Annotated in this window: 21 protein-coding genes; 15 read left to right on the forward strand and 6 right to left on the reverse strand. The window is 66.1% G+C overall.

The genetic code is table 11. The features are described 5' to 3' along the window. The first annotated feature begins 238 nt into the window (after window positions 1-238). Window positions 239-1645, forward strand: coding sequence for a porin (locus tag FHS47_RS04930; protein ID WP_167023735.1), 1407 nt, complete (start codon window positions 239-241; stop codon window positions 1643-1645). A 125-nt stretch (window positions 1646-1770) separates the two neighbouring features. On the opposite strand, the gene FHS47_RS04935 is transcribed toward FHS47_RS04930, so the two are convergent. Further along, on the reverse strand, window positions 1771-3516 hold the full coding sequence (locus FHS47_RS04935) for a M28 family metallopeptidase (protein WP_167023738.1): 1746 nt from the start codon (window positions 3514-3516) through the stop codon (window positions 1771-1773). A 300-nt stretch (window positions 3517-3816) separates the two neighbouring features. On the opposite strand from FHS47_RS04935, the gene FHS47_RS04940 reads away from it, so the two are divergent. From FHS47_RS04940 to FHS47_RS04950, 3 genes are all read left to right on the forward strand, one after another. Next, window positions 3817-4797 (forward strand): helix-turn-helix domain-containing protein, encoded by a 981-nt coding sequence (locus FHS47_RS04940; RefSeq protein WP_167023741.1) that lies wholly within the window; start codon window positions 3817-3819, stop codon window positions 4795-4797. A gap of 70 nt (window positions 4798-4867) precedes the next feature. After that, window positions 4868-5815 carry an LD-carboxypeptidase gene (locus tag FHS47_RS04945; protein WP_167023744.1) on the forward strand — a complete coding sequence of 316 codons (948 nt, stop codon included), beginning with the start codon at window positions 4868-4870 and terminating at the stop codon, window positions 5813-5815. An 80-nt stretch (window positions 5816-5895) separates the two neighbouring features. Beyond that, window positions 5896-7329, forward strand: coding sequence for a chloride channel protein (locus tag FHS47_RS04950; RefSeq protein ID WP_167023747.1), 1434 nt, complete (start codon window positions 5896-5898; stop codon window positions 7327-7329). A gap of 11 nt (window positions 7330-7340) precedes the next feature. On the opposite strand, the gene FHS47_RS04955 is transcribed toward FHS47_RS04950, so the two are convergent. Further along, window positions 7341-7682, reverse strand: a complete 342-nt coding sequence (locus tag FHS47_RS04955; protein WP_167023750.1) for a hypothetical protein — start codon at window positions 7680-7682, stop codon at window positions 7341-7343. Between the two features lie 221 nt (window positions 7683-7903). Here FHS47_RS04955 and FHS47_RS04960 point away from each other — a divergent pair, with 221 nt between their 5' ends. Genes FHS47_RS04960 through FHS47_RS04970 form a run of 3 tightly spaced genes read left to right on the forward strand, consistent with a single transcriptional unit; the run spans window position 7904 to window position 10263 of the window. Then, window positions 7904-9148, forward strand: a complete 1245-nt coding sequence (locus FHS47_RS04960) for a histidine kinase (RefSeq protein WP_167023753.1) — start codon at window positions 7904-7906, stop codon at window positions 9146-9148. After that, the gene (locus tag FHS47_RS04965; protein ID WP_167023756.1) at window positions 9141-9917 is read left to right on the forward strand and encodes a LytTR family DNA-binding domain-containing protein; all 777 of its coding nucleotides are present in this window, start codon (window positions 9141-9143) and stop codon (window positions 9915-9917) included. Before FHS47_RS04960 ends, FHS47_RS04965 begins: the two co-directional genes overlap by 8 nt. A gap of 13 nt (window positions 9918-9930) precedes the next feature. Next, complete coding sequence (locus FHS47_RS04970; protein WP_167023759.1) at window positions 9931-10263, forward strand: hypothetical protein; 333 nt, start codon at window positions 9931-9933, stop codon at window positions 10261-10263. 31 nt (window positions 10264-10294) lie between these two features. Here the strand turns inward: FHS47_RS04970 and FHS47_RS04975 are convergent, their stop codons facing one another. Continuing rightward, the gene (locus FHS47_RS04975; RefSeq protein ID WP_167023761.1) at window positions 10295-12277 is read right to left on the reverse strand and encodes a CocE/NonD family hydrolase; all 1983 of its coding nucleotides are present in this window, start codon (window positions 12275-12277) and stop codon (window positions 10295-10297) included. Window positions 12278-12428: 151 nt separating this feature from the next. Here FHS47_RS04975 and FHS47_RS04980 point away from each other — a divergent pair, with 151 nt between their 5' ends. After that, window positions 12429-14027 (forward strand): Na+/H+ antiporter, encoded by a 1599-nt coding sequence (locus FHS47_RS04980; RefSeq protein ID WP_167023764.1) that lies wholly within the window; start codon window positions 12429-12431, stop codon window positions 14025-14027. 114 nt (window positions 14028-14141) lie between these two features. Next, a complete protein-coding gene (locus FHS47_RS04985) occupies window positions 14142-14324 on the forward strand; it encodes a DUF3606 domain-containing protein (RefSeq protein WP_167023767.1) in 183 nt (60 codons plus the stop codon). Between the two features lie 19 nt (window positions 14325-14343). Here the strand turns inward: FHS47_RS04985 and FHS47_RS04990 are convergent, their stop codons facing one another. After that, a complete protein-coding gene (locus tag FHS47_RS04990; RefSeq protein WP_167023770.1) occupies window positions 14344-15414 on the reverse strand; it encodes a serine hydrolase domain-containing protein in 1071 nt (356 codons plus the stop codon). A gap of 275 nt (window positions 15415-15689) precedes the next feature. Between FHS47_RS04990 and FHS47_RS04995 the strand changes: the two genes are divergently transcribed. Continuing rightward, window positions 15690-16163, forward strand: a complete 474-nt coding sequence (locus FHS47_RS04995; RefSeq protein WP_167023773.1) for an Hsp20 family protein — start codon at window positions 15690-15692, stop codon at window positions 16161-16163. Between the two features lie 67 nt (window positions 16164-16230). Here FHS47_RS04995 and FHS47_RS05000 read toward each other — a convergent pair whose 3' ends face one another. Together FHS47_RS05000 and FHS47_RS05005 are read right to left on the reverse strand one after the other, a co-directional pair. Beyond that, entirely contained in the window at window positions 16231-17178 is a 948-nt protein-coding gene (locus FHS47_RS05000) for an alpha/beta hydrolase (RefSeq protein ID WP_167023776.1), read from the reverse strand. 136 nt (window positions 17179-17314) lie between these two features. After that, a complete protein-coding gene (locus FHS47_RS05005; protein ID WP_167023779.1) occupies window positions 17315-18064 on the reverse strand; it encodes a 3-oxoacyl-ACP reductase family protein in 750 nt (249 codons plus the stop codon). Window positions 18065-18179: 115 nt separating this feature from the next. On the opposite strand from FHS47_RS05005, the gene FHS47_RS05010 reads away from it, so the two are divergent. The 5 genes from FHS47_RS05010 to FHS47_RS05030 all read left to right on the forward strand — a co-directional run bounded on the left by FHS47_RS05010 (window position 18180) and on the right by FHS47_RS05030 (window position 22136). Beyond that, window positions 18180-19118 carry a LysR family transcriptional regulator gene (locus FHS47_RS05010; RefSeq protein ID WP_167023782.1) on the forward strand — a complete coding sequence of 313 codons (939 nt, stop codon included), beginning with the start codon at window positions 18180-18182 and terminating at the stop codon, window positions 19116-19118. A gap of 97 nt (window positions 19119-19215) precedes the next feature. Beyond that, a complete protein-coding gene (locus tag FHS47_RS05015) occupies window positions 19216-19629 on the forward strand; it encodes a hypothetical protein (RefSeq protein WP_167023784.1) in 414 nt (137 codons plus the stop codon). Further along, window positions 19626-20162: a prepilin-type N-terminal cleavage/methylation domain-containing protein gene (locus FHS47_RS05020; RefSeq protein WP_167023787.1), complete on the forward strand. Its 537-nt coding sequence runs from the start codon at window positions 19626-19628 to the stop codon at window positions 20160-20162. The genes FHS47_RS05015 and FHS47_RS05020 overlap by 4 nt, the downstream gene beginning before the upstream one ends. A gap of 226 nt (window positions 20163-20388) precedes the next feature. After that, window positions 20389-21414 (forward strand): N(4)-(beta-N-acetylglucosaminyl)-L-asparaginase, encoded by a 1026-nt coding sequence (locus FHS47_RS05025; RefSeq protein WP_167027669.1) that lies wholly within the window; start codon window positions 20389-20391, stop codon window positions 21412-21414. Then, a complete protein-coding gene (locus tag FHS47_RS05030; RefSeq protein ID WP_167027672.1) occupies window positions 21411-22136 on the forward strand; it encodes a copper homeostasis protein CutC in 726 nt (241 codons plus the stop codon). Before FHS47_RS05025 ends, FHS47_RS05030 begins: the two co-directional genes overlap by 4 nt. Window positions 22137-22789: the final 653 nt, after the last annotated feature.

A 22789-nucleotide genomic window follows, 5' to 3' on the forward strand; every position in this document is an offset into this window, starting at 1 on the left:
GGAGCCGGTCCCCGGGCGAGGCGCGTCTGCCGGCAATTATCCACTGTGACGCCGTGATGACGAAAGGGTTGCGGACGCCGAATGCCACAGCGCCTGGATGCCGCGGGCGACTGTCACGGAAGTGCAACGCGGTCGGGCTAGCTTCCTCTCGCTCGGAACGAATCGGTGACTTGACGGCAAAATGACGTCGTTATCGCCGACGTTTGAGTATTTTCTCAAAATATCCAGGGAAGCACCCATGAAGAAAATCCCGTTGGCCGCGGCCTTCTGGACCATGTGCGGTACCGCAGCCGCCGAAGGCGCACCGCAGGCCGCCGTGGAACTGTTTGTCGACACGGCGACTCGGCAGATCTTCGCCGAGCCCGGTCCCGGCCGGCAGCGCCTCGGCAAGTTCGTGCCTGCGGTCGAGGGCGCGGCGGTATCCGCCCCGGTCGCCGCGCGCGACACAGCCGTGACCGCGTCCGCCGCTGGAGCGGCCGTTCCCGCGGCACCGGTGCGGTCGTCGTCCGCGAAGGCCTGGTACGAGAAGATCGGCATCCGCGGCTATGTGCAGATGCGCTACAACCAGGAGTTGAGCGGCGATGCGAAGAGCCTGAAGTCTCCCGGCGACCGCTTCATCGGCCGCGAGCAGGGCTTCGGTATCCGTCGCGCCCGCGTGGTGATCAGCGGCGACGTGAGCGACAGGATGTCGATCTACATCCAGCCGGACCTTGCCAGCACGCCCTCCGGCTCCAGCACCACCCATTTCGCACAGCTACGCGACGCCTATGCCGACCTGTGGCTCGACAAGGAGAAGACCTGGCGCATCCGTGCGGGGCAGTCGAAGATCCCCTATGGATGGGAGGATTTGCAGTCGAGCCAGAATCGCCTTGCCCTCGATCGCGCCGATGCGCTCAATTCGGGCGTTCGCGACGAACGCGACCTTGGCGTCATCGCCTATTGGTCGCCGGCGGCGGCGAAGGAGCGTTTCGCCTATCTGCAGAAATCCGGCCTGAAGGGCTCGGGCGACTATGGCGTGGTGGGTTTCGGTGTCTACAACGGACAGGGTGCGAACCGGCCCGACCGCAACGACCAGCTGCACTCGGTCATCCATTTCTCGTATCCGTTCAAGTTTGCGAACGGCCAGTTCCTGGAAGTGGGTGCCGACGCCTATGCCGGCCGCTACAAGGTGTCCACCGCCGCCGCGACGATCGACGGTGCCACCTTCACGCCGCGAGTCGATGCGCCCGAGGCAGGTTCCACCGACCGCCGTGTCGCGGCGCACGTTGTCTATTATCCCCAGCCTTTCGGATTCCAGGCGGAGTGGACCGTGGGCAAAGGCCCGGAACTCGACATCGGGCGTCGCACGATACGCACGAAGTCGCTACGCGGCGGCTATGCACAGGTGATGTACAAGTTCGACGGCGGGTACGGCTCGCTCATGCCCTACGCGAAATGGCAAACCTACCGCGGCGCATCCAAGTTCGACACCAATGCCCCGCGCATGGACGTCGACGAGGTGGAAGCCGGCGTGGAATGGCAACCGTCCAACGCCGTGGAGCTTGCCGTGGCGTGGGCGAACATGCGCCGCACGGACGTGAGCGCGGCGCCGTATCGCCGTGTCGACGGGCAACTGCTGCGGGTGCAGTTGCAGGTGAATTACTAGCGAATGCTTCTGCACAAGCATGCAGGCTTTGTGTGGGAGCCGCTTCAGCGGCGATGGGTGCTCGCGGCAAGCTTGCCCGCTGCCGCGGGATCGCCGGCAAAGCCGGCTCCCACACAAAGCAGTCGCTATTTCTTTTTCTTCGCCCCGTCGGCCAGCGACTTCTCGCGCACCGCCTTGAACTCGCTGCCGTCTTTCCATGCCGGCCACACGTCGCTGTCGGCGAGCTTCTCACCCAGGCCATAGAACGCCTTCACGTTCTGCATCACGCCGTCGAAGTTCCAGCGCATGTCGTAGACATCGGTCGGCTGGTGGTAGCGGTTCTTGCCGTATTCCTCTTCCGCGGCCATGCCGGCCGCCTTGCCACCGTCGACCATGTCGATGCCCCCACCCGCGGCAAGTGCGGGTACGCCCGCCTTGGCGAAGTTGAAGTGGTCGGACCGGAAGTAGTAACCCTTCTCCGGCGCCGAATCGCCGCTGACCACACGGCCATCGGCCTTGAGCACATCCGCAAGCATGTCTTCCAGATCGTTTTGCCCGTGGCCTTCCACCGTCATGTCGTGCGTTGCGCCGCCGATCGCCAGGGCATCCATATTGATGTCGGCGACGGTCTTTGCGAGCGGGAAGGGCGGGTGCGCCACATAATATTTCGAGCCGAGCAGCCCCGATTCCTCCATCGTCACGGCGGCGAACACCACGGAGCGCTTCGGTTTCTCCTGGGCGAACTTCGCGGCGATCTCCAGCATGGCCGCGATGCCCGTGCCGTTGTCGATGGCGCCGTTGTAGATCTGGTGTCCCTTGAGCGCCGGATCGTGGCCCAGGTGGTCCCAGTGCGCGGTGTACACCACGGCTTCGTCGGGCTTCTCGCTGCCCTTGACCATGCCGATCACGTTGTTGCTCAGCGAGTGCGTGATCGTGCTCTTCAGGTGGAGCGTTGCCTTGGCATCGAGGGGGACGGGCTTGAAGCCGCGCACGTCGGCCTGCTTTGCCAGTTCGTCGAAATTCTTCCCGGCCTTGGCGAACAGGCGTACGGCCGCGTCGTGGGTGAGCCATCCGGCCACCGGCAGGCGCGGCGCGGGATCTTCGCTTTCCGGCAGGTCGAGGCGGGGCGTGGTCCAGCCGCTGCGAACCACATTCCAGGCGTAGCCGGCCGGCTCGGTCTGGTGCACGATGAAGGCAGCCGCGGCGCCTTTGCGCGCGGCTTCTTCGAACTTGTATGTCCAGCGGCCGTAGTAGGTCATTTCGCGGCCCTTGAACAGGTTGGCGTCACTGCCGTTCCAGCCGGGGTCGTTGACGAGCATCACCAGCGTCTTTCCCTTGACGTCGAGGCCTTCGAAGTCGTTCCACTGGGATTCGGGCGCGTCGACGCCATAGCCCACGAACACCACGTCGGAATCCTGCAGGTCCACCTCCGCCTTGGCCTGGAGCGTGCCGGCGACCATGTCGGTGCCGAACGCGAAACGCTCCGTGCCGGCACCTTCCGCGATGTCGAGGGTGAGGGAGTCCTGGCCGGTCAGGGCGGTGGACACGGCGGGAACCGTCTGGATCCATTCGCCCTTGTTGCCGGGCTCCAGTCCCGCGCGCTTGAACTGCTCAATGATGTAATTCGTGGTCAGCCGCTCGCCAAGGGTGCCTGGTTTCCGGCCATCGTATTCGTCCGATGAGAGAGTCCTCAGATGCGCGGCGAAATCCGCAGCGGTGATGTCTGGGGTGAACTCGTGGTGCTCGTTGGCGACGGCGGGCAGGGGCGGAGGCGGGGCGGTAGAGGGACGGGCCGGCGCCGGGGCTGGCGCGGTCGCGGTCTTGTCTTCGTCGTGGGACTGACACGCGGCCAGGATAAGGACGGTCAGGCAGGCGAGAGCGAGGTGGCGCATTGGCGTGGGTTTCCCTTCGCGGCAGGTAACGCGAGGAGTGTATCGCCTGCCGCCCGGCCTTGGCGGCTGGAATCTGAAGCACGAAGTCGGCCAATGGCCGTGCCGGGAGCGCATTGCGAATGCGCTAAATCGGCAAATTCACAAAGTACTGGCATTTGATCCCATACACCGTTAGTTATAAGTGTCGCCGGAACGAGCGTATAGGCCGGCGAGGGGGTAGGCATCGAGCGCCATGCCGGGGGCCGTCCAATACGGACGGCGGCAGACGTTCGGGGGAAGTGAGCACTGGGAGGTAATCGCATGAGCCGCCTTGCCGATACACAGGGAATGGAAGACTACGATCTCGTGAAGCTGGGCGCGGTGCTCGGCGTGTGCGAGGTCGACCTGCTGACGTTGAGCCCTGCGCGACCGCGCGCGGCGATCGCCACCCGGATGCACGACGGAATAACCTATCTGTCCGCACACATCGATTTCGACGTTCGGGGCGCTCTTACGGTTCCCGAGGACGCGTGCATGCTCGTTTACCTGCACGAGACCGGCGAACGCAGCTGGTGCCAGGGCATCGGGGTGGAGTCGGACATGGCCGTAACGCTGTTGCGCGGCACGCCCAGCGACTTCATGTTCGAGCGCGGCACCCGTTTCACTCTCGTGGTGGCGCCGTATGCGCGTTTCCGCTCGCGCTTCCTGGCATCCGACCATGCCGACGTGGACATGGCCGCGCAGCGCCTGCGCCTATTTGCCGTGCGCTCCGAGCATCTGAAGCGCGCCTATCGCCAGATCGCCGCGAGCACGCACGATGCCGACGATCACAGCATGGGCCCGATCGAGGACCTGCTGGATGAGCACATCCGCGTTGCACTCGCGTCGTCTCCCGAGGAGCGCCCGGTGGCTTCGCGCGGCCGGCGCGCCCATTACCAGGTGGTGCGGCGAGCCGAGCGTTTCATGCGCGCCAACCTTCGCCGCGATATCTACTCGCAGGAACTCTGCCAGGCCGCGGGTGCCAGCGAGCGTGGCCTTCGCTATGCGTTCGACGACCTCCTCGGCATTCCGCCCAACCGTTACCTCGCCATGCTGCGCCTTTGCACGGCGCATCGCAGTCTGGTCACGGCCGAGGCGGGCAGGCGCTCCGTCAAATCCGTCGCGCTCAGCTGCGGCATGTGGGACCTGTCGCGTTTCGCCGAGAAATATCGCAGCGTATTCGGCGAGCAGCCTCGGGAAACGTTGACCAGGCACGCGCCGTCGGAGGACCTGACGCCGGCCGACGAGTACTACGACTGGTGACGGTGCCCATTCACAGTTGCCTTGGCTCGCCGGGAGAGGTATTGGTAGGGATCGCCACGCCTTGCCCGACATGCCGAAACGACTCGATATAAGACTCATCGCACCTTCCGGTTACGCCGCGGACCGCGCCGCATGCCATCGGGGCATCGAGCGGCTCCAGGCTGCCGGGCATCGCGTGCAGGGTGAGGCCGTCGTCGAGCGCACCTTCCTGCGCTTCGCGGGCAGTGATGCCGAACGAGCGGCCGACATCAACCAGCTGGCCGACGTCACCGTGCCGTTGCCGGACATGGTCATGGCCACCTGCGGGGGTTATGGCGCCATCGCCTTGCTCGACCTGCTCGATTACGACGGGCTTGCCACGCGTTTCCGCGACCAGCCCTGCGTGTTCGTGGGGCACGGCGATTTCACGGCCATCCAGTGCGCGCTCTACGCGCGCAGCGGCATCGGTTCGCTGCACGGCCCCATGCTCCTGCAGGATTTCGGTGCCACCTACCTGCGCGAAAGCACATGGCGCCACTTCTGGCAGACCGCCACGTCGCCGCGTACCGAAGTGAGCTGGCTGTGTGCCGAAGACCAGCCCGACATGTACATCCAGGGCACGATCTGGGGCGGCAATCTTTCCACGGTGTGCAGTCTCATCGGCACGCCCTACCTGCCGGAGTTCGACGGCGGCATCCTCTACGTGGAGGAAACCGGCGAGCAGGCGTGGCGCGTCGAGCGCATGCTCTACGAGCTGAAGCTTGCCGGTGTGCTCGATCGCCAGCGCGCGATCCTGATCGGCGGGCTCTCGGGCCAGCGCGTCAGCGAATACGACAACGGCTACGACACCGACCACGCGTTGCAGCGCTTCGGCGACGCATGCGGTCTTCCGATACTGCGTGGTCTGGCCTTCGGGCACGGGCCCGACAAATGGACGTTGCCTTTCGGCGCACAGGCTACCGTGGATGTGCTCGACGGAACGGCACACCTTGCTGCCTCGGGATACCGGCACGCCGGCGACGTGTCCTCCGTGAACTGACGGCCTGTTCATCTGCCAGCCAGCTACCAGACGTAGATCCCGGTAGCCTTTCGCCGCATTCTTCTTCCTGCGGCCCCTCCATGATCGATCCTCTGCACGCACCGCACGACCGTGCGGCGATTCCGCTTGCGCCTTCGCTCGATCAGGCGCTTGCCGACGCACATATGGAGCCGCGCTTGCCGTTGCTCAGCAAGCGCGTGCTGCGCATCGGCCTGCTGGCCATCGGGCTGGGCGTTGTCGTCGGATGCGTGGCGCGCCTGCTCACGATGCTGATCGGGCTGGTGACCAACCTGACCTTCCACCAGGCGTGGAGCACGGCGCTGACCTCGCCAGCGGGCCATCGGCTTGGTGCCTGGGTCATCGTCGTGCCGGCCATCGGCGGCATCGCGGTGGGCATGATGGCGCGCTGGGGGTCGCGTGCCATACGCGGCCACGGCATTCCGGAGGCCATGGAGCAGGTGCTCACTAACGAGAGTCGCATCCCCGTGCGTATGACCTGGCTGAAACCGCTCTCTTCGGCGATCGCGATCGGCACCGGCGGCCCCTTTGGTGCCGAAGGCCCGATCATCGCGACCGGCGGCGCCCTCGGTTCTTTCCTGGGCCAGCGGCTGCCGGTGAGCGAGCATGAGCGCAAGACGCTGCTGGCCGCGGGCGCTGCGGCGGGCATGGCCGCCATTTTCAGCGCTCCGGTCTCGGCCGTATTGCTCAGCATCGAGTTGCTGCTTTTCGAACGGCGTGCCCGCTCGCTCCTCCCCGTGGCGCTGGCTGCGGCCACCGGGACCGGGGTGCGTTTCGTCCTCGAAGGCCCCGGGCCGGTGTTTCCCATGCCTGCGTTGTCCGCGGTGGCGCCGCAGGCCCTTGTCGTCTATGCCGTGCTCGGCCTTCTGATGGGCGTGGCGGGTGTACTCATCACGCGGCTCACTTACGGCATCGAAGACGCTTTCGAAAAGCTGCCCATCCACTGGATGTGGTGGCCGGCTCTCGGTGGCCTCGTGGTGGGCGCGGTGGGATATGTCATGCCGGCCACGCTCGGCGTGGGCTACGACAACATCACGAATGTCATTTCCGGTCGGTTGGGGCTGACCGCGATGGTCCTGCTCGCGTTGGCGAAGCTCGTCTCATGGTCCGTTGCCTTGGGTAGCGGTACCTCCGGCGGTACGCTCGCACCGTTGTTCACCGTCGGCGGTGCGCTGGGCGGCGCTTGCGGCATCGTGCTCGCCATGTGGCCGCCGCTGCATGTCGATCCGCACATGGCCGCGTTGATCGGTATGGCGGCGTTATTCGCCGGCGCTTCGCGCGCGCTCATGACGTCCGCGGTATTCGTGTTCGAAACGACGATGCAACCGCATGCGCTGCTGCCCCTGCTGGCAGCCTGCACCACGGCCTATATCGTGTCCGGCCTGATGATGCGGCACACGATCATGACCGAGAAGATTGCTCGCCGCGGCGTGCATGTGCCCACGGATTTCGTGGCCGACCGCGATCTGCATCGCCCCGGTGCGCCCGGGGCGTAATCCGGATCGCGTCAGGTGAGGGCGGTGACCTGGGTGGCGCCGATCACCCCGATGAAGACGATCGAAAGCATCCAGAAGCGGGCCGGGTCGCGCCATACGCAGATGCCCAGGCACACGATACCGAGCACGCACGACACGATGCCGGCGGCGGTGAGGCCGAGAGCGACGAGCGATGGATCGTTGCCGCCCGAGGCGATCAGCATGGGGCGGAAGATCGCGTACCAGGCAAGCACGAGGCAGGCACCGCCCACGATACCGAGCAGCCAGTTGGCGGGATGGTGCTTCGGCAGCATGTTGATGCCGAGGAAGATGGAAAGTACGACGACAGCGAAAACGACGAGCAACAACGCCATGCATTGACCCCTTTGTCGTGGCCTGCGGTCCCCACCGCGAAAGCCGTTTCCCGAGAATGACCCATCGGGCACCCCAGGTCATGCTGCGGCGCGCAAGCGGCGCGGTCCCCGCCGCAAGTTGGCATGTTTCGTCGCCGCATAAGGCGTTTCGTCGGAATCGCCACCTGCCGCGCGGACACGCGTCGTATGCTCCACGGCGTTTCCAGGGTGGAGTAGGCAAGATGGCAAGCCTGAAGTTCCTCGCACGCATCGTGGTCGCATGGGTAGCTGCGCTCTGCGTGCTGATGGTGGTGTGGTCGGCGCTCGGTTGGAACCGCGGCGACCTGCCATGGATATTCACCCTGGCGTGGTTCGTGGGCGTACTCGTCGCACTCGCGCGGGGCGTTACGCACCTCTACCGGGTGCGGGTCATCGCCGGCCGCATCGACGCGGAAACCGTCTCCAATCGTCAGCGGCGCCGTGTCGAGGTGGCGTACCCCGCCGACGAGGCCTTTGCCATTGCCGAAGAGGTCATCCGCGAGCTGCCCAATGTGCAGCAGGTGAGCGGTGCGCGCGGCGGGTTGCAGCTGCGTGCCGTGATCCGTGCCCCGGCCGCCGAGCAGAATCGCCGGCGTGCCCGGGCCCAATGGCAGGCTGCGATCGACCGGGCGACGAACGTCTCCGCGACGATCACGCCCGGCGATGGATCGAGCAGTGTCATGTTCGTATGCGAACCCGACAGCGGCGCATGGACCGACTGGTTCAACCCCGACGGCGGCACCTCGCTGGAACTTGCGGAAACGCTGGTGCGGGCCATGACCCAGCGCCTTTCCGAACGGCGCAACCGCGAGCGCGCCGACGCGCGCCAGACGAAGATGGAAAAGGAACTCACAGCGGCGCAACTGGGCCTGCTGCAAGCGCAGGTGGAACCCCATTTCCTCTACAACACGCTGGCCAGCGCGCAGGAGCTGGTGCGCACGGATCCGGCCCGCGCGGATCGCATGCTCGGGCACCTCATCGATTACCTGCGGCGTTCGCTGCCGCGAACCGATGGCTCTCTCTCCACGCTGGGCGAGGAACTGGAGCGCTCCACCGCGTGGCTCGAGATCATGAAGCTGCGCATGGGCGAGAGGCTTGCCGTGCACACCGACGTGCCCGAGAACACGCTGAAGGTGCCGATGCCGTCGATGATGCTGCAGACGCTGGTCGAAAATGCGATCAAGCACGGCCTCGAACCGAAGCCGGGTGGCGGCGGCATCTGGATCCGCGCCGGCGTGGATGGCTCCGGCCTTTCCCTCACGGTGGCCGACGACGGCCTGGGTTTCCGCAGCGACGGTGCGGGCACCGGTATCGGTCTGAAGAACCTGCGCGAGCGGCTGCGCCTCATGTACGGCAGCACGGCCACGTTCTCCATCGGCAACAACTTCCCCCATGGCGTCGCAGCGACGATCACGTTGCCGGCGACGGGAGCGGCCGATCATGCGTAACACGCCTTGCTGCATCGTGGCCGAAGACGAGAAGCTTCTCGCCGCGGCCTTGCAACGCGAGCTTTCCAGCGCCTGGCCGGAACTGGAGGTCGTGGAAGTCGCCGAAGACGGCGGCGCGGCGCTCGACGCCATCGCCACGCACCGCCCGGACGTGGCTTTCCTCGACATTCGCATGCCGGGCTTGACCGGCCTGGAAGTGGCTGCCGCGGCGGCCGACGCGAGCCCGCACACGCTGGTGGTTTTCATCACCGCGTACGACCAGTACGCGATCGACGCATTTGAGCGTGGTGCCGTCGACTACCTGCTCAAGCCGGTGACGCCGGACCGGCTGGCCCAAACGGTGGTGCGGCTGCGCGGCCGTCTTGCCGACGCGGCACGCCACGTGCATCGCACCGCGCAGGTCGCGCGGGACCTTGGCGAGCGGCTGGAAGGCTCGGCGGATGAACCGCTGACGTGGATCACGGCAAGCACGGGAAGAGCGACACGGCTGATCCTCGTAGAAGACGTGATCTATTTCCGCGCGGACAACAAATACACCCTGGTGGCGACGGCGGAGGGCGATGCGCTGCTCACACGACCCATCCGGGAACTGCTGCGTCAACTCGATCCGAAGTCGTTTCGCCAGATCCACCGCTCGACCATCGTGAACCTGCGGCAGGTGGCCTCGGTGGAGCGTGACGACACTGGCAAGGGCTGCCTGCGCCTGCGCGGCCGCCCAGAGACCCTGGCCGTGAGCCAGCCATTCATGACCCTCTTCCGGGCCATGTGAGGGAGGACACGACATGCGCATCTTCCTGGCCATCATCTATTGCTTCATGAACCTCGCCGGCTGCACCGACAGCCAGAACCGGACACTCGCCACCACGACGAAAGAGAACGGCGTGACGACACTCGACAGCGTTGTCGAAGTGCGCATGGGGCGTGCCCGCTTCGCATGTGAGGCGAGCGCGGGAGGGCAGTGCCACTACACGGTGTTCGACGGCGGGCAACCGATACGCTCTTTCGCCCTCGCGGTGTCGGAAGAGCGCCTGGTGGATGGCTTGCCGCCCGGGTTCGCGCTGTGCGTGCTTCCCACCGAAACCAAGGCACTCTCCAGCGACTGCCGTTCTGCTTAGACCTTGTGGGAGCCAGCTCCCACAAATGCGCTCAGCGCGGCACCACCGTGAAGGTGATCTTCGATGGATGTCCGGCATCGTGATGCACCGCGTTGTGCGCGATCACTCCCTTCGCTTCGTCGTAGTTGTTGCCGCCCGTGTTGAGGTTGCGGTCGAAGCGCGGAAAGTTGCTGCTTGATATGGCCACGCGCAGCTTGTGCCCCGGAAAGAAGAAGTTGCTGGTGTCGATCGGCTGGAAGGTGACCTTGTACACCTCGCCGTCCTTCATCCACACCGGCGGCTTGTCGTAGCCCTCGCGATAGCGCATGCGCTGGATATTCTCGGTGAGGTTCCAGGCGGTGCCGTCCGGGTGCACGTCCATCACCTTGAACGTGAAGTCGGTGTCCTTCGCATCGGACGACACGTAGAGCGTGACCGTGATCGGACCGCTTACCTCCGTGCCTTCCTTGAAGGGCTCCGAGTCGTACACCAGGATGTCGTTGCGAGCGAGCTGCGTGTTCTGGTCGAACGAGCCGAACTTCACCGCCGTGCCCTGGCAGCAGCCGCCACCGCCCAGGGTAGTGACCGGGTTGGCCGGATCGTAGACGAAGCGGTCCGGTTGATCGGTGCCGCCAGCGGCATCGACGAGCTTGCCGTCGCCATAGAGGGTGTTGGCCTTGCCGCCGCTGGTGAAGTAGAGGTCCCGCGTGACGGCGCCGGCGGGCGGCCACGTGGGCGAGTCGTGCCACTTGTTCTCGCCCATCACGTAGTACATCACCTTGGGCTGCTTATCCACGATGGGGCTGTCCACGCCCTTCAGGAACTTGTCGAACCAGCCGTACACCAGCGCGTCGTAATCGAACCGGGCGTCGCCCACGTCGAGGTCGCCGATCATGGTGTGTTCCGTGGCGCGGGTGTACGCGCAATGGAGCACCGGTGCGATCACCGCGTACTGCTGGTCGGCGATCTTCTTGGGAGCGGTGGCCCGCACGTGGTTATAGGCTGCGAGGTTGGGCGACACCGATACGTCGAACCAGCTCATGAACCACAGGCCCGGGCGGTTGATCTTCATGTTGTCGTGCCACAGGCCGCCCTTGTACCAGGCGGCGCTGTTCGGCGTGCGTGCGATCATGTTGCCGCCCGTGGGCACGTCCATGGCGTCGGCGAAGATGCCCTTGGGGCCGCCGACGGCCTTCATGATGTCTTTCTCTGGAAGGGTCCAGAACGCCTTGTCCCAGTCGGGCTGCGGTGGCTGGGAGTCCAGGTCGAACATCTTCGACGCCTGGATGAGTTCGGCCTGCGAGAGGTTGGACGGAAACATCGGTCGCAGCTGGTTCTGCTCCTTGTAGAGCCAGTCGATGAAAAGCATCTGCACCGCGCCGCCGCGATACCAGTTGCCTTGCTCGTAGTAGGGGCCCACGCGGCCCACGCCGGCACCGAATCCCTGCACGTTGAATGTGGCCAGGCCGGGTTCGTCCTGAGCCACGACCGCCATCTGCCATTCGGCGGTCGATGAGCAACCGGTGGTACCGACCTTTCCGCTGGACCACGGCTGCGACGTGATCCAGCGCACGGCGTCCACGCCGTCGGAGAGCGGGGCGCCGAGGATCTCGTAATTTCCTTCGGAGAAATAGTGGCCGCGCTCGTTCATCTCGACGAACGCGTAGCCCCGCTTCACCGCATCGAGTTCGTGCGTCATGTCGCGCGGCGCGCCGAGCTTCACGTCCCAGAAATTGAAGTTGTAAGGCGTGCGCACGAAAATGGCGGGCACCTTGCCGCCGGCGTTCTTCGGCCGGTAGATGTCGGCCGCCATGCGCTTGCCGTCACGCATCTTCACCATCACCTTGCGGTCGATCACGGCGAGGTTTTCGAGTTGCTTTTCGATGTCCTGCCGCTTGGCGATCGTCGCCAGCTGCTCACGGGTGAGAGCGGTCTGCTGTGCCGCGACGGGCGTGGCGACCACGGCCAGGCAGAAAGAGGCGGCGCCGACCGACAGCGCGGTCCTGACGTGGTGGAGGGCAGGGCGCTTGAACATCGATAGTGCCTGTTTTCAGGGACGGTTCATCGAGTCTGGCAAAATGTCCACGTCCGGTAAATGCATGACTTCCGGCACGGTAGCCGTGCTTCCGTGCAATAGATGTCGGTATCAACGCGGCTAAGATGCGGCATACCGCTCTGGGGGATGCATGGCTTCGACCGAGACTTTCAAGTTCATCCTCGTATTGCTCGTGGCGATCCTTGCACTCGAGCTGATCGCCCGACGCCTCCGTTTGCCTTCCGCGGCAGCGCTGCTCGCCGGCGGCATCGCCATCGCCTTCCTGCCCGGCGTGCCCGAGGTCAGCTTCGATCCCGAACTGGTGCTCACCGTCTTCCTGCCGCCGCTCCTGATGGACGGCGCCTTCTATACGGTGTGGGCGGAGTTCCGCCGATATCTCGGCGGCATTCTCTGGCTCGCGGTGGGGGCCGTAGTGTTCACCACCTTCGCGGTAGGTGTCGCCGTGCATTGGGTGCTGCCCTCGCTGCCCTGGGCCGCCTGCTTCGCGCTCGGCGCGGTGGTGTCGCCGCCCGACGCGGTCGCGGCCAAGGCCGTGCTCGACAAGGTGCGGCTCCCGCGCCGACTGACGGTGCTGCTGGAGGGCGAAAGCCTGCTCAACGACGCGACCGGCCTCGTGCTCTTCCGGTTCGCCGTGGCCGCCGCGCTGACCGGTGCCTTCAGCATGCAGGATGCCTTGCTCAGCTTTGTGGGTCTCAGCCTCGGCGGCATCGCCGTGGGGCTCGTTGTCGGTGGCCTGGTGGTGCTGACGCTGCGTCGCATCGACCACGTGTTCCTTGCCATCACCGCTTCCTGCCTCTCCCCTTGGGCCGCCTACATCGGCGGCGAATCGGTGCACGTGTCGGGCGTCATCGCGGTGGTGACGTGCGGCATCATCTTCGGGTGGTACCAGCACGACGTGTTCACCGCCAACGTGCGCATGCGCAGCACGGCATTCTGGCAGGTGCTTATCTTCCTGCTGGAAGCACTGGTGTTCATCCTCATCGGCTTCTCGCTACGTGGCGTGATCGAGAGGCTGGGCGGTGTGGGGCAGGCGCTGCACACGCTGGGTGTGCCCATTCTCGTGGTACTGGGCACCGTGATCCTCTCCCGCTTCGTCTGGGTCTACGCCACGGACTATCTCCGCGTGCCGCTGGCTCGCATGGTGGGGCGCAAGCCATTGCCGCCGTCGCCGAAGGCTTCGTTTCTGCTGAGCTGGGCTGGCATGCGTGGCGTGGTGACGCTGGCGATCGCGCTGTCGCTTCCCGAGGCGATGCCGGGACGCGACCTGACCCTGGCCGCCGCGTTCGCGGTGATCCTGGTGACCGTCGTCATCCAGGGCAGCACCGTGGGCGCGATCATCCGCTGGCTGGGCTTGGAGGCGGAGCGGCATGCCGACTCGGCCTATCTCAACGAAGGGCAGGCGTCGCTGCTCATCGACAGCGCCCAGCTGGAAGCGGTGAAGGCGTGCGCATACGACGATCAGGGCACGCTGATCCATCCGCGGCTGCTCGAGCAGTACACGTACCGGGTATCCGTCGCGGAGCGTTACAGCAAGACGCCGGAAGCATTCACGGGCGGGCGCGAGGCGCATTACGACGTGGTGCTCGCGGCCATCGCCGCCGGCCGTGCGGAACTGCTGCGCCTGCACCGCGCGGGACGCATCCACGATGAACTGCTGCACTACATCGAACGCGACCTCGACCTCCAGCAGATCGAAGCGGAAAACGACCGGGAAAGCCCCGGCATTTGACTGCCCCCCAAGAGATCGCACTCGCGGGAGAGATAGGCGGAACCTTGCCGGGAATTCCACGCGGCGTTCACCCATGCGCAGGGCACGCTCAGAGGCCCCGCCGGAGGTTCAGACATGGCTGACGACAAGAGCAATCGAGGACAGGCCGACCGCAGCCGCATCAACGTCAACGAGGACTACGAGGTGCGCTACTGGACGAAGGAGTTCGGCATTTCGGAGGACGCCCTGCGTGACGCGGTGAAGCGCGTGGGGCCCATGGTGGACGACGTCCGCGCGGAACTTCGTCGCAAGCGGTGACGCTCGCCGGTTCGCTGGACTAGCGGCTCCCCTCGTAGCTGGCTCCGAGCAGCGCGGTGGCGAGATTGCCGATCTTCATATGGTCGTAGCTTGTATGGTTCATCACGACGACGGTATGGCCGTCGTCGATGACGCGCCAGGCCAGCACACGGTACGCGCCGTCCGACCCGTACTCCCACGCGACGGTGCGCGGCTTTCCCGCCACCTCGAGGACCTTGGTGCGGCCGCCGAGGGCATAGCTCTGCTGCGGCCGCACCACCGTCATGAGCGTGCGCACGCTTTCCGGTTTCAGTATTCGGCCGGAAAACAGGGCGTCGAGCAGCGACAGCATGTCGTCGGCGCTGGTGTAGTAGCCGCCTGCGAGGGTCATGAACGGCGGGAGCTTCTTATCGAACCGTGACGTCGTGGACGGTGTGCCCTTGAAGCCTGTGGCCATCGCCGGGATATCGCCCGGCATGCCTGAAAAGACACCGCTGTGGCGCAACGCCAGCGGCTCGATGAGGAAGCTCCGTACGAGGTCGTCGTAGGAGCGGCCGGTGGCACGTTTGATCACACCTTCCAGGACGATCCAGTTCGAGTGTGAATAGTCCCACTGGGTGCCCGGTTCGAAAGCGAGGGGGCTGGACGCGAAGCGGCGGATCGCGGTGGTCGTGTCCAGCGTGAGGTTGCGTGTGGCCGGATCGCCCTTGATGGCCTTGTCGATGTCGTTGGGGATACCGCTCGAATGCGTGAGGAGGTGCAGCAGGGTGACTTTGTCTCCCGATGCCTTCGGGTAGTCGGGCAGGTAGTGCGACACGGGCTGGTCGAGCGAAAGGAGACCCTGTTCCACCAGCCGCATGACGACGATGGCGGTCACCCACTTGGAGAGGGAGCCGGTAGGGAAGGCGGTGGCCGTGTCCAGGGGGACGTCGGGATCGACCCGGGCCTTGCCGTACGCAGCCCGGAAGACGGGGCCGTGGCCGTCTGAGACCAACACCACCCCTTCGAACCCATTGGCGGCGGCCTTGTCGGCGATGGCCTGGCAGGCGCCACATGTGGCGGCGGCGTTGCCGGAAACGAGCAGGAGAAGCGAGGCGATGAAGGTGCGCATGAGTTCCCCCGAAAACCGGTTCGATGCCGCAAACGGCTCCGGGGTTTAAGGGCACGGGCCGCTGTCGCGACCGGAATACGGGCACTGGCGCACGCGTTGGGGTCGCCTCCGTGGCGATCGTTTGGACGTCTAAACGATCCATGAATCCGGGGTCTTGAAATCCTCCCGCCGCTGCATAAATTACTGCTCGCCGGCCGCCTCGGGGCCGGCCCACCGCTCGCTATCGGGGCGGCAAGGAGAACCCATTCCGTATTGCTTCTAAGGAGGATATGGCCATGCGAACTCTTCTCGATTATTCCCCGCTGCATCGTTCCAGCATCGGCTTCGACCGCGTGTTCGACCTGCTCGAGAGCGCCGCGCGTAACCAGGCGTCCGACAACTACCCGCCGTTCGACTCCATCAAGCTGGACGAGGATCGTTATCGGGTCACCATGGCGGTCGCCGGTTTCCGCGAAAGCGACCTCACCATCACCACGCAAGGCAACCTGCTGTTGGTGAGCGGCGAGCGCAAGGGTGAGCCGGAAGGCGAGTACCTGCACCGCGGTATCGCCACGCGGCCGTTCCAGCGCCGCTTCGAACTGGCCGAGCACGTGCGCGTCACCGGTGCCCGGCTGGCCGATGGCCTCCTGTCCATCGACATGAAGCGCGAGGTGCCTGAAGCCATGAAACCGCGCCAGATCCGCATCGACGCGGGTGAGGGCGGCGAAACCTCGGTGCGCCAGCTCACCGACCACCAGGCCGCCGCGTAAGAAGGAATGGCCCGGACGCCTTTCCGGCGTCCGGGCCATGGGATGGCATCCGTCGCACGGATGCGCTTCAGCGAGATCCTTGAGGAATCATCCCGATCGTCGCCAGCCACTTCTCGGCAAGGTCGGGCCAGTGCGTGATGGGTTCGGCCGTGGGCCTCAGCCCGAACGCATGGCCGCCATGCGCATAGAGGTGTAACTCCGCCGGTGCCTGCACCTTCGTCATGGCCGTGAAATACACCAGCGCCTGGTTCGCGCCGTCGACGTGGTCGTCTTGGGCTTGCAGCACGAAGGTCGGCGGCGTGTCTTTCGTCACGGGGATATTCGGATTCAGCGTGCGGTAGTCGGTGGTGAGGTGGCCGGGATAGATCGCCAGCGCGAAGTCGGGGCGTGCGCTTTCCTTGTCCGTTGCATCCACCGGGGTATAGATGCGCTTCCGATAGTTCGTGCTCGCCTCGGCGACGATGAACCCGCCAGCAGAGAAACCGAGGACACCGACCTTGTGCGGATCGATATGCCATTCGGCGGCGCGAGCGCGTACCAGCCGTAACGCGCGCTGGGTGTCGGCGAGCGATGGCAGGGACAGCGCGAGGTTGTGCGGCCTGCAGTCACATCGCCAGTCGTAGGGAGCGCTGGGCACCCGGTACTTCAAGAGCACGCAGGTCACCCCTCGCGGCGTGAGCCAATCGCAGACTTCCGTGCCTTCCAGATCCATCGCCAGGCCTTCGAAGCCGCCTCCGGGAATGACGACGACGGCCGCGCCCGTGTTGCCCGAGGTCGGCGAATAGATGGTGATCGTCGGCTGCGAAACGTTGGTGACCCACGTCACCGGTTTGCCGCCGATGAGGTCGGTGCCCGTCTTGACCGACTCGGGGCCGGGTACCGTATTCGCGTTGGGCGGCTTGCCCGGCCAGAGCGGTACCTGGGCGCGACCTTCCGCAGGTTGCCATGTGGCGGTTTCGGCCGATGCGGCGCTGGATGCCAGCGCCACGGCCAAGGCGATGAGGAACGGCCTCATATGATTTCCCCCTGCGTGACTGGAGGAAGCATTCTTCACCGCATGCGGGGCGTGGCGCGGCAGGATTGCTGTCCTTGTTCGGGCAAACCGTGCAGAGGGAGGGGCGAGGCCCTCCGCTCCGTTTCCGCGAGCCGGCTCAGGCCGCGAACCCTCCGTCGATCATGAGGCTCGCGCCGGTGATGTAGCCCGCTTCCGGCCCCGCGAGGTAAGCGACGAAACTGGCGATTTCGTCGGGGCGTCCATACCGCCCTGCGGCGAGCATCGGGATGAGGCCTTGCGCCATCGGGCCGCTCGCCGGGTTCATGTCGGTGTCGACAGGGCCGGGTTGCACCACGTTCACGGTAATGCCTTTCGGGCCCAGGTCCCGGGCCAGGCCCTGGGTCAGCCCCTGTAATGCCGACTTGCTCATGGCGTAGACCGCACCGCCGGCGAAGGGCATGCGCTCGGCGTTGGTGCTGCCGATGTGGATGATGCGGCCGCCCTGGCCCATGACCCTCGCCGCCGCGCGACTGGCGATCACGGCAGCGCGCACATTGACGGCGAGCGTGCGGTCGAGGTCCTCCGTCGTGAATTCCTCGATCGGCGCGATGGCGAGCACGCCTGCGTTGTTCACGAGGATGTCCAGCGCCCCGAATGCCTCCCGTGTCCGCGTCACCGCCGCCTCGATGGCCTTCTCGTCGGCGCTGTCCGCCTGGATGGCGATGGCGCGCCCGCCGGCCTTCTCGATGTCGTCGACGACGGCTTGGGCCGCCGCGGCGCCCTGGACATAGGTAAGCGCGACGGATGCACCGCCGGCCGCCAGGCGGCGCGCCACCGCCGCCCCGATACCGCGCGATCCGCCGAGGACGAGGGCGCTCTTGCCCTGGATGCTGTTGAGGTTGTTCATGGTCGATCTCCGGTAAGTGGGATGTCTCGTGCGCCATCAATCTAGGCGTGCGGAGGCACAACCGGTAGTCACGGAACGGTAGTTTCATTCCATCCAGAAGGTTTAGAATCCCGCCGTGGACACCTTGAACGGCATCGCCTGTTTCGTTCGCAGCGCGGAGGCGGGCAGCTTCGCCGCGGCAGCTCGCGTGCTCGGGCTGACACCCGCCGCCGTCGGCAAGAACATCGCACGGCTGGAGACGGAACTGGGTGTCCGGCTGTTCCAGCGTACGACGCGGCGTCTGTCGCTCACCGAGGCCGGCGAGGCATTCCGCCAGGACGTGCAGGGCAGCCTCGACCAGCTCAACCACGCGATGGCGAACGCACGCGCCCGCACGACGGGCCCGGCCGGCGAGTTGCGCGCGGCGCTGCCCAATGCCTTCGGTCGCGAATACATCGTTCCGATGCTGGAAACGTTTCTCACGTCGTTCCCGTCCATCCGGGCGGACTGGCGTTTCGACAATCGGCCGGTCGACCTCATCGCCGATGGCTTCGATGTCGCGATCGGCGGAGGCTTCGATCTTCGGCCCGGCGTGGTGGCCCGCGCATTGGCGCCCGCACACCGTATTCTCGTCGCGTCGCAGGGGTTCCTCGACGGCGGTCCGGCCATCGCCACACCAGCCGATCTTGCGGGCCGAAGCGGCATCCTCATCCGCTCGCCGCAGACGGGGCGCGTCAGGGACTGGGTGTTGTCCAATCGCTACGGCGCGGAAGCGGCCATCGAGCTGGACAGGAGGGTCCTCTTCGACGACCCCGACGCCGCGTGTCACGCGGCGGCCCTGGGCATGGGCATCGCGCTCGTGGCGGTGCAATCGGCCTTGCCGTGGATCGAACGCGGCCGGGTGAAACGTGTACTGCCCGACTGGTGGGTCGAAGGCGGCAACCTGTCGCTGTATTACCCCGCGCAAACCTTGCTGCCGCAGAAAACCCGCGTATTCATCGACCACATCGTGGAGAGCTTCCGCGCGCAGGATCTGGCGGGCCGCTTCAACGCCCTGCACCCCGCCGTGCTCTGAGGGCGGGCGGCAACCACCGCCGCTGGTTGCGCCTACGTACGTTTCGTATCGCCGGCTTCCCATGGCGAAGCAACAGCGCGCGAACGAGGCTGCACGGATGCGATACGACCGTGGCTCTTCCCTCATCGAATCACTCGCCGCGCTCGCGGTGTTCGCCATCGGCTCGGCTTGCCACGCCGTGTGGATCGGGCAGTCCGTGGCCACGCATGCGCGCGCATCGCGGCTGGTCGCCGCCACCACGATCGCCTTGAGTGTGGAGGCGCGAATGCGTGCGAACCGGGAAGGCGTGCTCGCCGGGTACTACGAAGGCGACGCGCGCGACCTGTCCTGCGCCGTCGGCTGTGACCGGCGCGAGATCGCTGCCGCCGACCTCTGGCTGTTCCACAAGGCCATCGACCGACATCTCGGCGCAGGTGCGTCCTCACGCGTAGCCTGCGGGCCCGCGAGCGAGTGCTCGATCTCCATCGCATGGTTGGGTCGTCCCGTTCTCGACTGGTCGTTCCGGCCGTGAACGCGAGGGGCTTCACCCTGACCGAATTACTGATCGGAACTGCCGTCGCAGGCATCGTGGGCGCGATCGCCCTGGCGGTACTTTGGCGAGCTGGGCTCGTGGCGGCGCGTGCGCATGCCGACGTACGCATCGACGCCGACGCCTGGCTGGCGCTGGCCGCCATCTCGCGCGATCTGCGTGCGGCTTCGCAGTGGCGCGGCTGTCTCGACTCCGACGCCTGCGCGATCGGTGCACCACGTCGCGTCGGTTCCTCGATCGTCGCGGGCAATGTGCAATGGTTTGCCGACGACGGCCTGTGGCGCTGCGAGCGGAAAGAGAAGCGCCTCAGGAACCCTTGGGTTTGCGACCGGTTCCTCGATAGCGTTGCTTCCGTGCAATTCGTGGCGGACCTGCGCAGACGCAACGGCTGGGCGATTCGACGCGACTACGGGGAAGGCGACGGCGACAGAGCCAAAGCGATCGAGGTCATTGTATGGACTCGTAAGAGCAGGCCTTACTCCCGCACAACCGGCCTTCATGAACGTGCGCACTGAGCGTGGCGCCATCCTCATCGTGGTGCTCGCGATCCTGACCATGATGACAGTCGTGGGCGCGGCGTTGTCGCACTCCGCCTCGGCACGCATGCTGGCGGCGCGTGAATTTCTGCGCGTCGAAACCGCGGCCCGCAAGCAGCGCGACGTGTGGGTGGCGACGCAGGCAGCCGCCATGCGACCATCGGAGGCGGCGCGACACGCGCGTCGTCGAATAGAAGGGGAGGCCATGGATCGCAGACGATTCCTACAGGGCGCGACGATCGCCTCGGGTGTGGCGATGACCGCGACCGGTCTTGCGAAGAGTCCCGCCAAGGCGCCTTCCGGCGCATCGGGTGCCGTCCCCCGCGTGTGCTCCACCTGGGATTTCGGCGTGGCCGCCAACCAGGCGGCGTGGAAGGTGCTTTCGGGTGGCGGCCGTGCGTTGGATGCCGTGGAACAGGGCGTGCGCGTGCCGGAAGCGGACCTGAAGAACCACAGCGTGGGCCGCGCGGGTTACCCGGATCGCGACGGCAAGGTGACGCTGGACGCCAGCATCATGGACGAGAACGGAAATTGTGGCGCCGTGGCCGCGATCGAGCATATCGCCCACCCCATTTCCGTGGCGCGGCGGGTCATGGAGCGCACGCCACACGTACTGCTCGTTGGCGACGGTGCGCTCCAGTTCGCGATGGAACAGGGTTTCCCCCGCGAGGAACTACTCACCCCGGAGTCGGAACAGGCGTGGCACGAATGGCTGAAGACGGCGAAGTACAAGCCGGTGGCCAACAGCGAAGTGAAGAGCTACAACGCAGGCCCGGGCGGTACGCCGGGCGATGCCAGCAACCACGACACCATCGGCATGCTTGCCATCGATGCGAAGGGCAATCTCTCCGGCGCCTGCACCACCAGCGGCATGGCGTGGAAGCTGCACGGTCGCGTGGGCGACAGCCCCATCATCGGCGCGGGACTCTACGTGGACAACGACGTCGGCGGTGCCACGTCGACGGGCGTCGGCGAGGAAGTCATTCGCAACGTCGGCAGTTTCCTGGTGGTAGAGCTGATGCGCCAGGGGCGCTCGCCCGAGGCGGCCTGCCGCGAGGCCGTCGAACGTATCCTGAGGCGCAAGCCGAACGCGAAGTATCTCCAGGTGGGCTTCCTCGCGATGGACAAGAAGGGCAACGTCGGCGCCTGGGCAATCCAGAAAGGCTTCTCGTACGCGGTTTGCGATGCGCAGAAGCAGGACGCGCTGATCCCCGGCAAGAGCACCTACTGATCGTGGCGCTGCTCGAAATCGCGGCCAATTCGGTGGCCTCCGCCTTCGCGGCACAGGAAGGCGGTGCGGGCCGCGTCGAACTGTGCGCCTGCCTGGAAGAGGGCGGGGTCACACCTTCGCACGGCACCATCGCGCTGGCCCGCGAAGGCCTTTCGATTCCGTTGTATGTCTTGATCCGGCCTCGCGCGGGCGATTTCCTCTACGAGAACGCCGAGATCGAGGCGATGCTTGACGACATCGCCCATTGCCGCGACCTGGGTTGCGAAGGCGTTGTCGTCGGCGCGCTCACCGCGGAAGGCGAGGTGGACCGCGAGGCCTGCGGGCTGTTCCTGCGTGCGGCGGAAGGCATGGGCGTCACCTTCCACCGTGCGTTCGATCTCGTGCCGGACCGGCACGAGGCGCTGGAGACATTGATCGAACTCGGCTTCGAGAGGGTGCTCACTTCCGGCGGCATGCCCAGCGCGGTGGCAGGCGCCTCGACCATCGCGCGACTCGTGTCGCAGGCTGGCGGTCGCATCGTGGTGATGCCGGGCGCGGGCATCGAGCCCGGCAACGTCGTCGCGTTGCGCGAAGCGACGCGCGCCAGGGAGTTCCATGCCTCCGCGAAGCGACGCCTACCGTCGGCCATGCGTCGCGTTCCTGGCGATGCCCTCGGTATGGGTGCTGGTGAAACACGCACGGATGTCGAGACTGTACGCGCTCTGGTCACGGCCTTGGCCTGAGCGGTTGGTGTGACTTCGTCTCGCGGAATGCCTGTTGAGTTCGCTTCGTAGGGTGGGCTCGCCTGTTCGGCTTCGCGCTCGGCGCTCGTACGTGGTCGGGAAGCCAGTACCCGCTCCCCTCGCCGCGAAGACTTACGTCGTTCCTTGCGAAAGGAGAGCCGCTTCGCGGCTCGTGTCTTATGGCTTCGCCGCGGCGGACCCGGGCGTCCGGGCGGGGGTTTCCGACTCGGCCTCCTGCCTCGGCGGAAACGGCGGGCCATCCTGGCCCGCCCCCTGACGGGCCTCTTCCACCCGGACGCCCTCGACTCCAGACATCGCGGCGAGGGGAACGGGTACTGGCAGCGGACGGTGCGGGGTGTTGGTGGGAGAGCCGGAGCAGGAGCCGATGGCTGCTCTCGCATCTTGTCGGCCTAGGCGCTGGGTGCCTGCTTTCGCAGGCACGACGGTAGGTGGGGCGCTGCGAGACCGTCGCATCGCGCTCTTGTGGGAACCGCTTCGCTTTGGGAGCCGCTTCAGCGGCGATGGGTGCTCGCGACAAGCTTGCCCGCTGCCGCGGGATCGCCGGCATAGCCGGCTCCCACACAAAGCACCGGGTACTCGTATGTCGTGGGCATCGGTGCCGGGTTTTCTTGCCGCCACATCGTCGTGCCTGC

It is taken from the genome of Luteibacter sp. SG786 (genome assembly GCF_011759605.1).
Taxonomy (GTDB): Bacteria; Pseudomonadota; Gammaproteobacteria; order Xanthomonadales; family Rhodanobacteraceae; genus Luteibacter.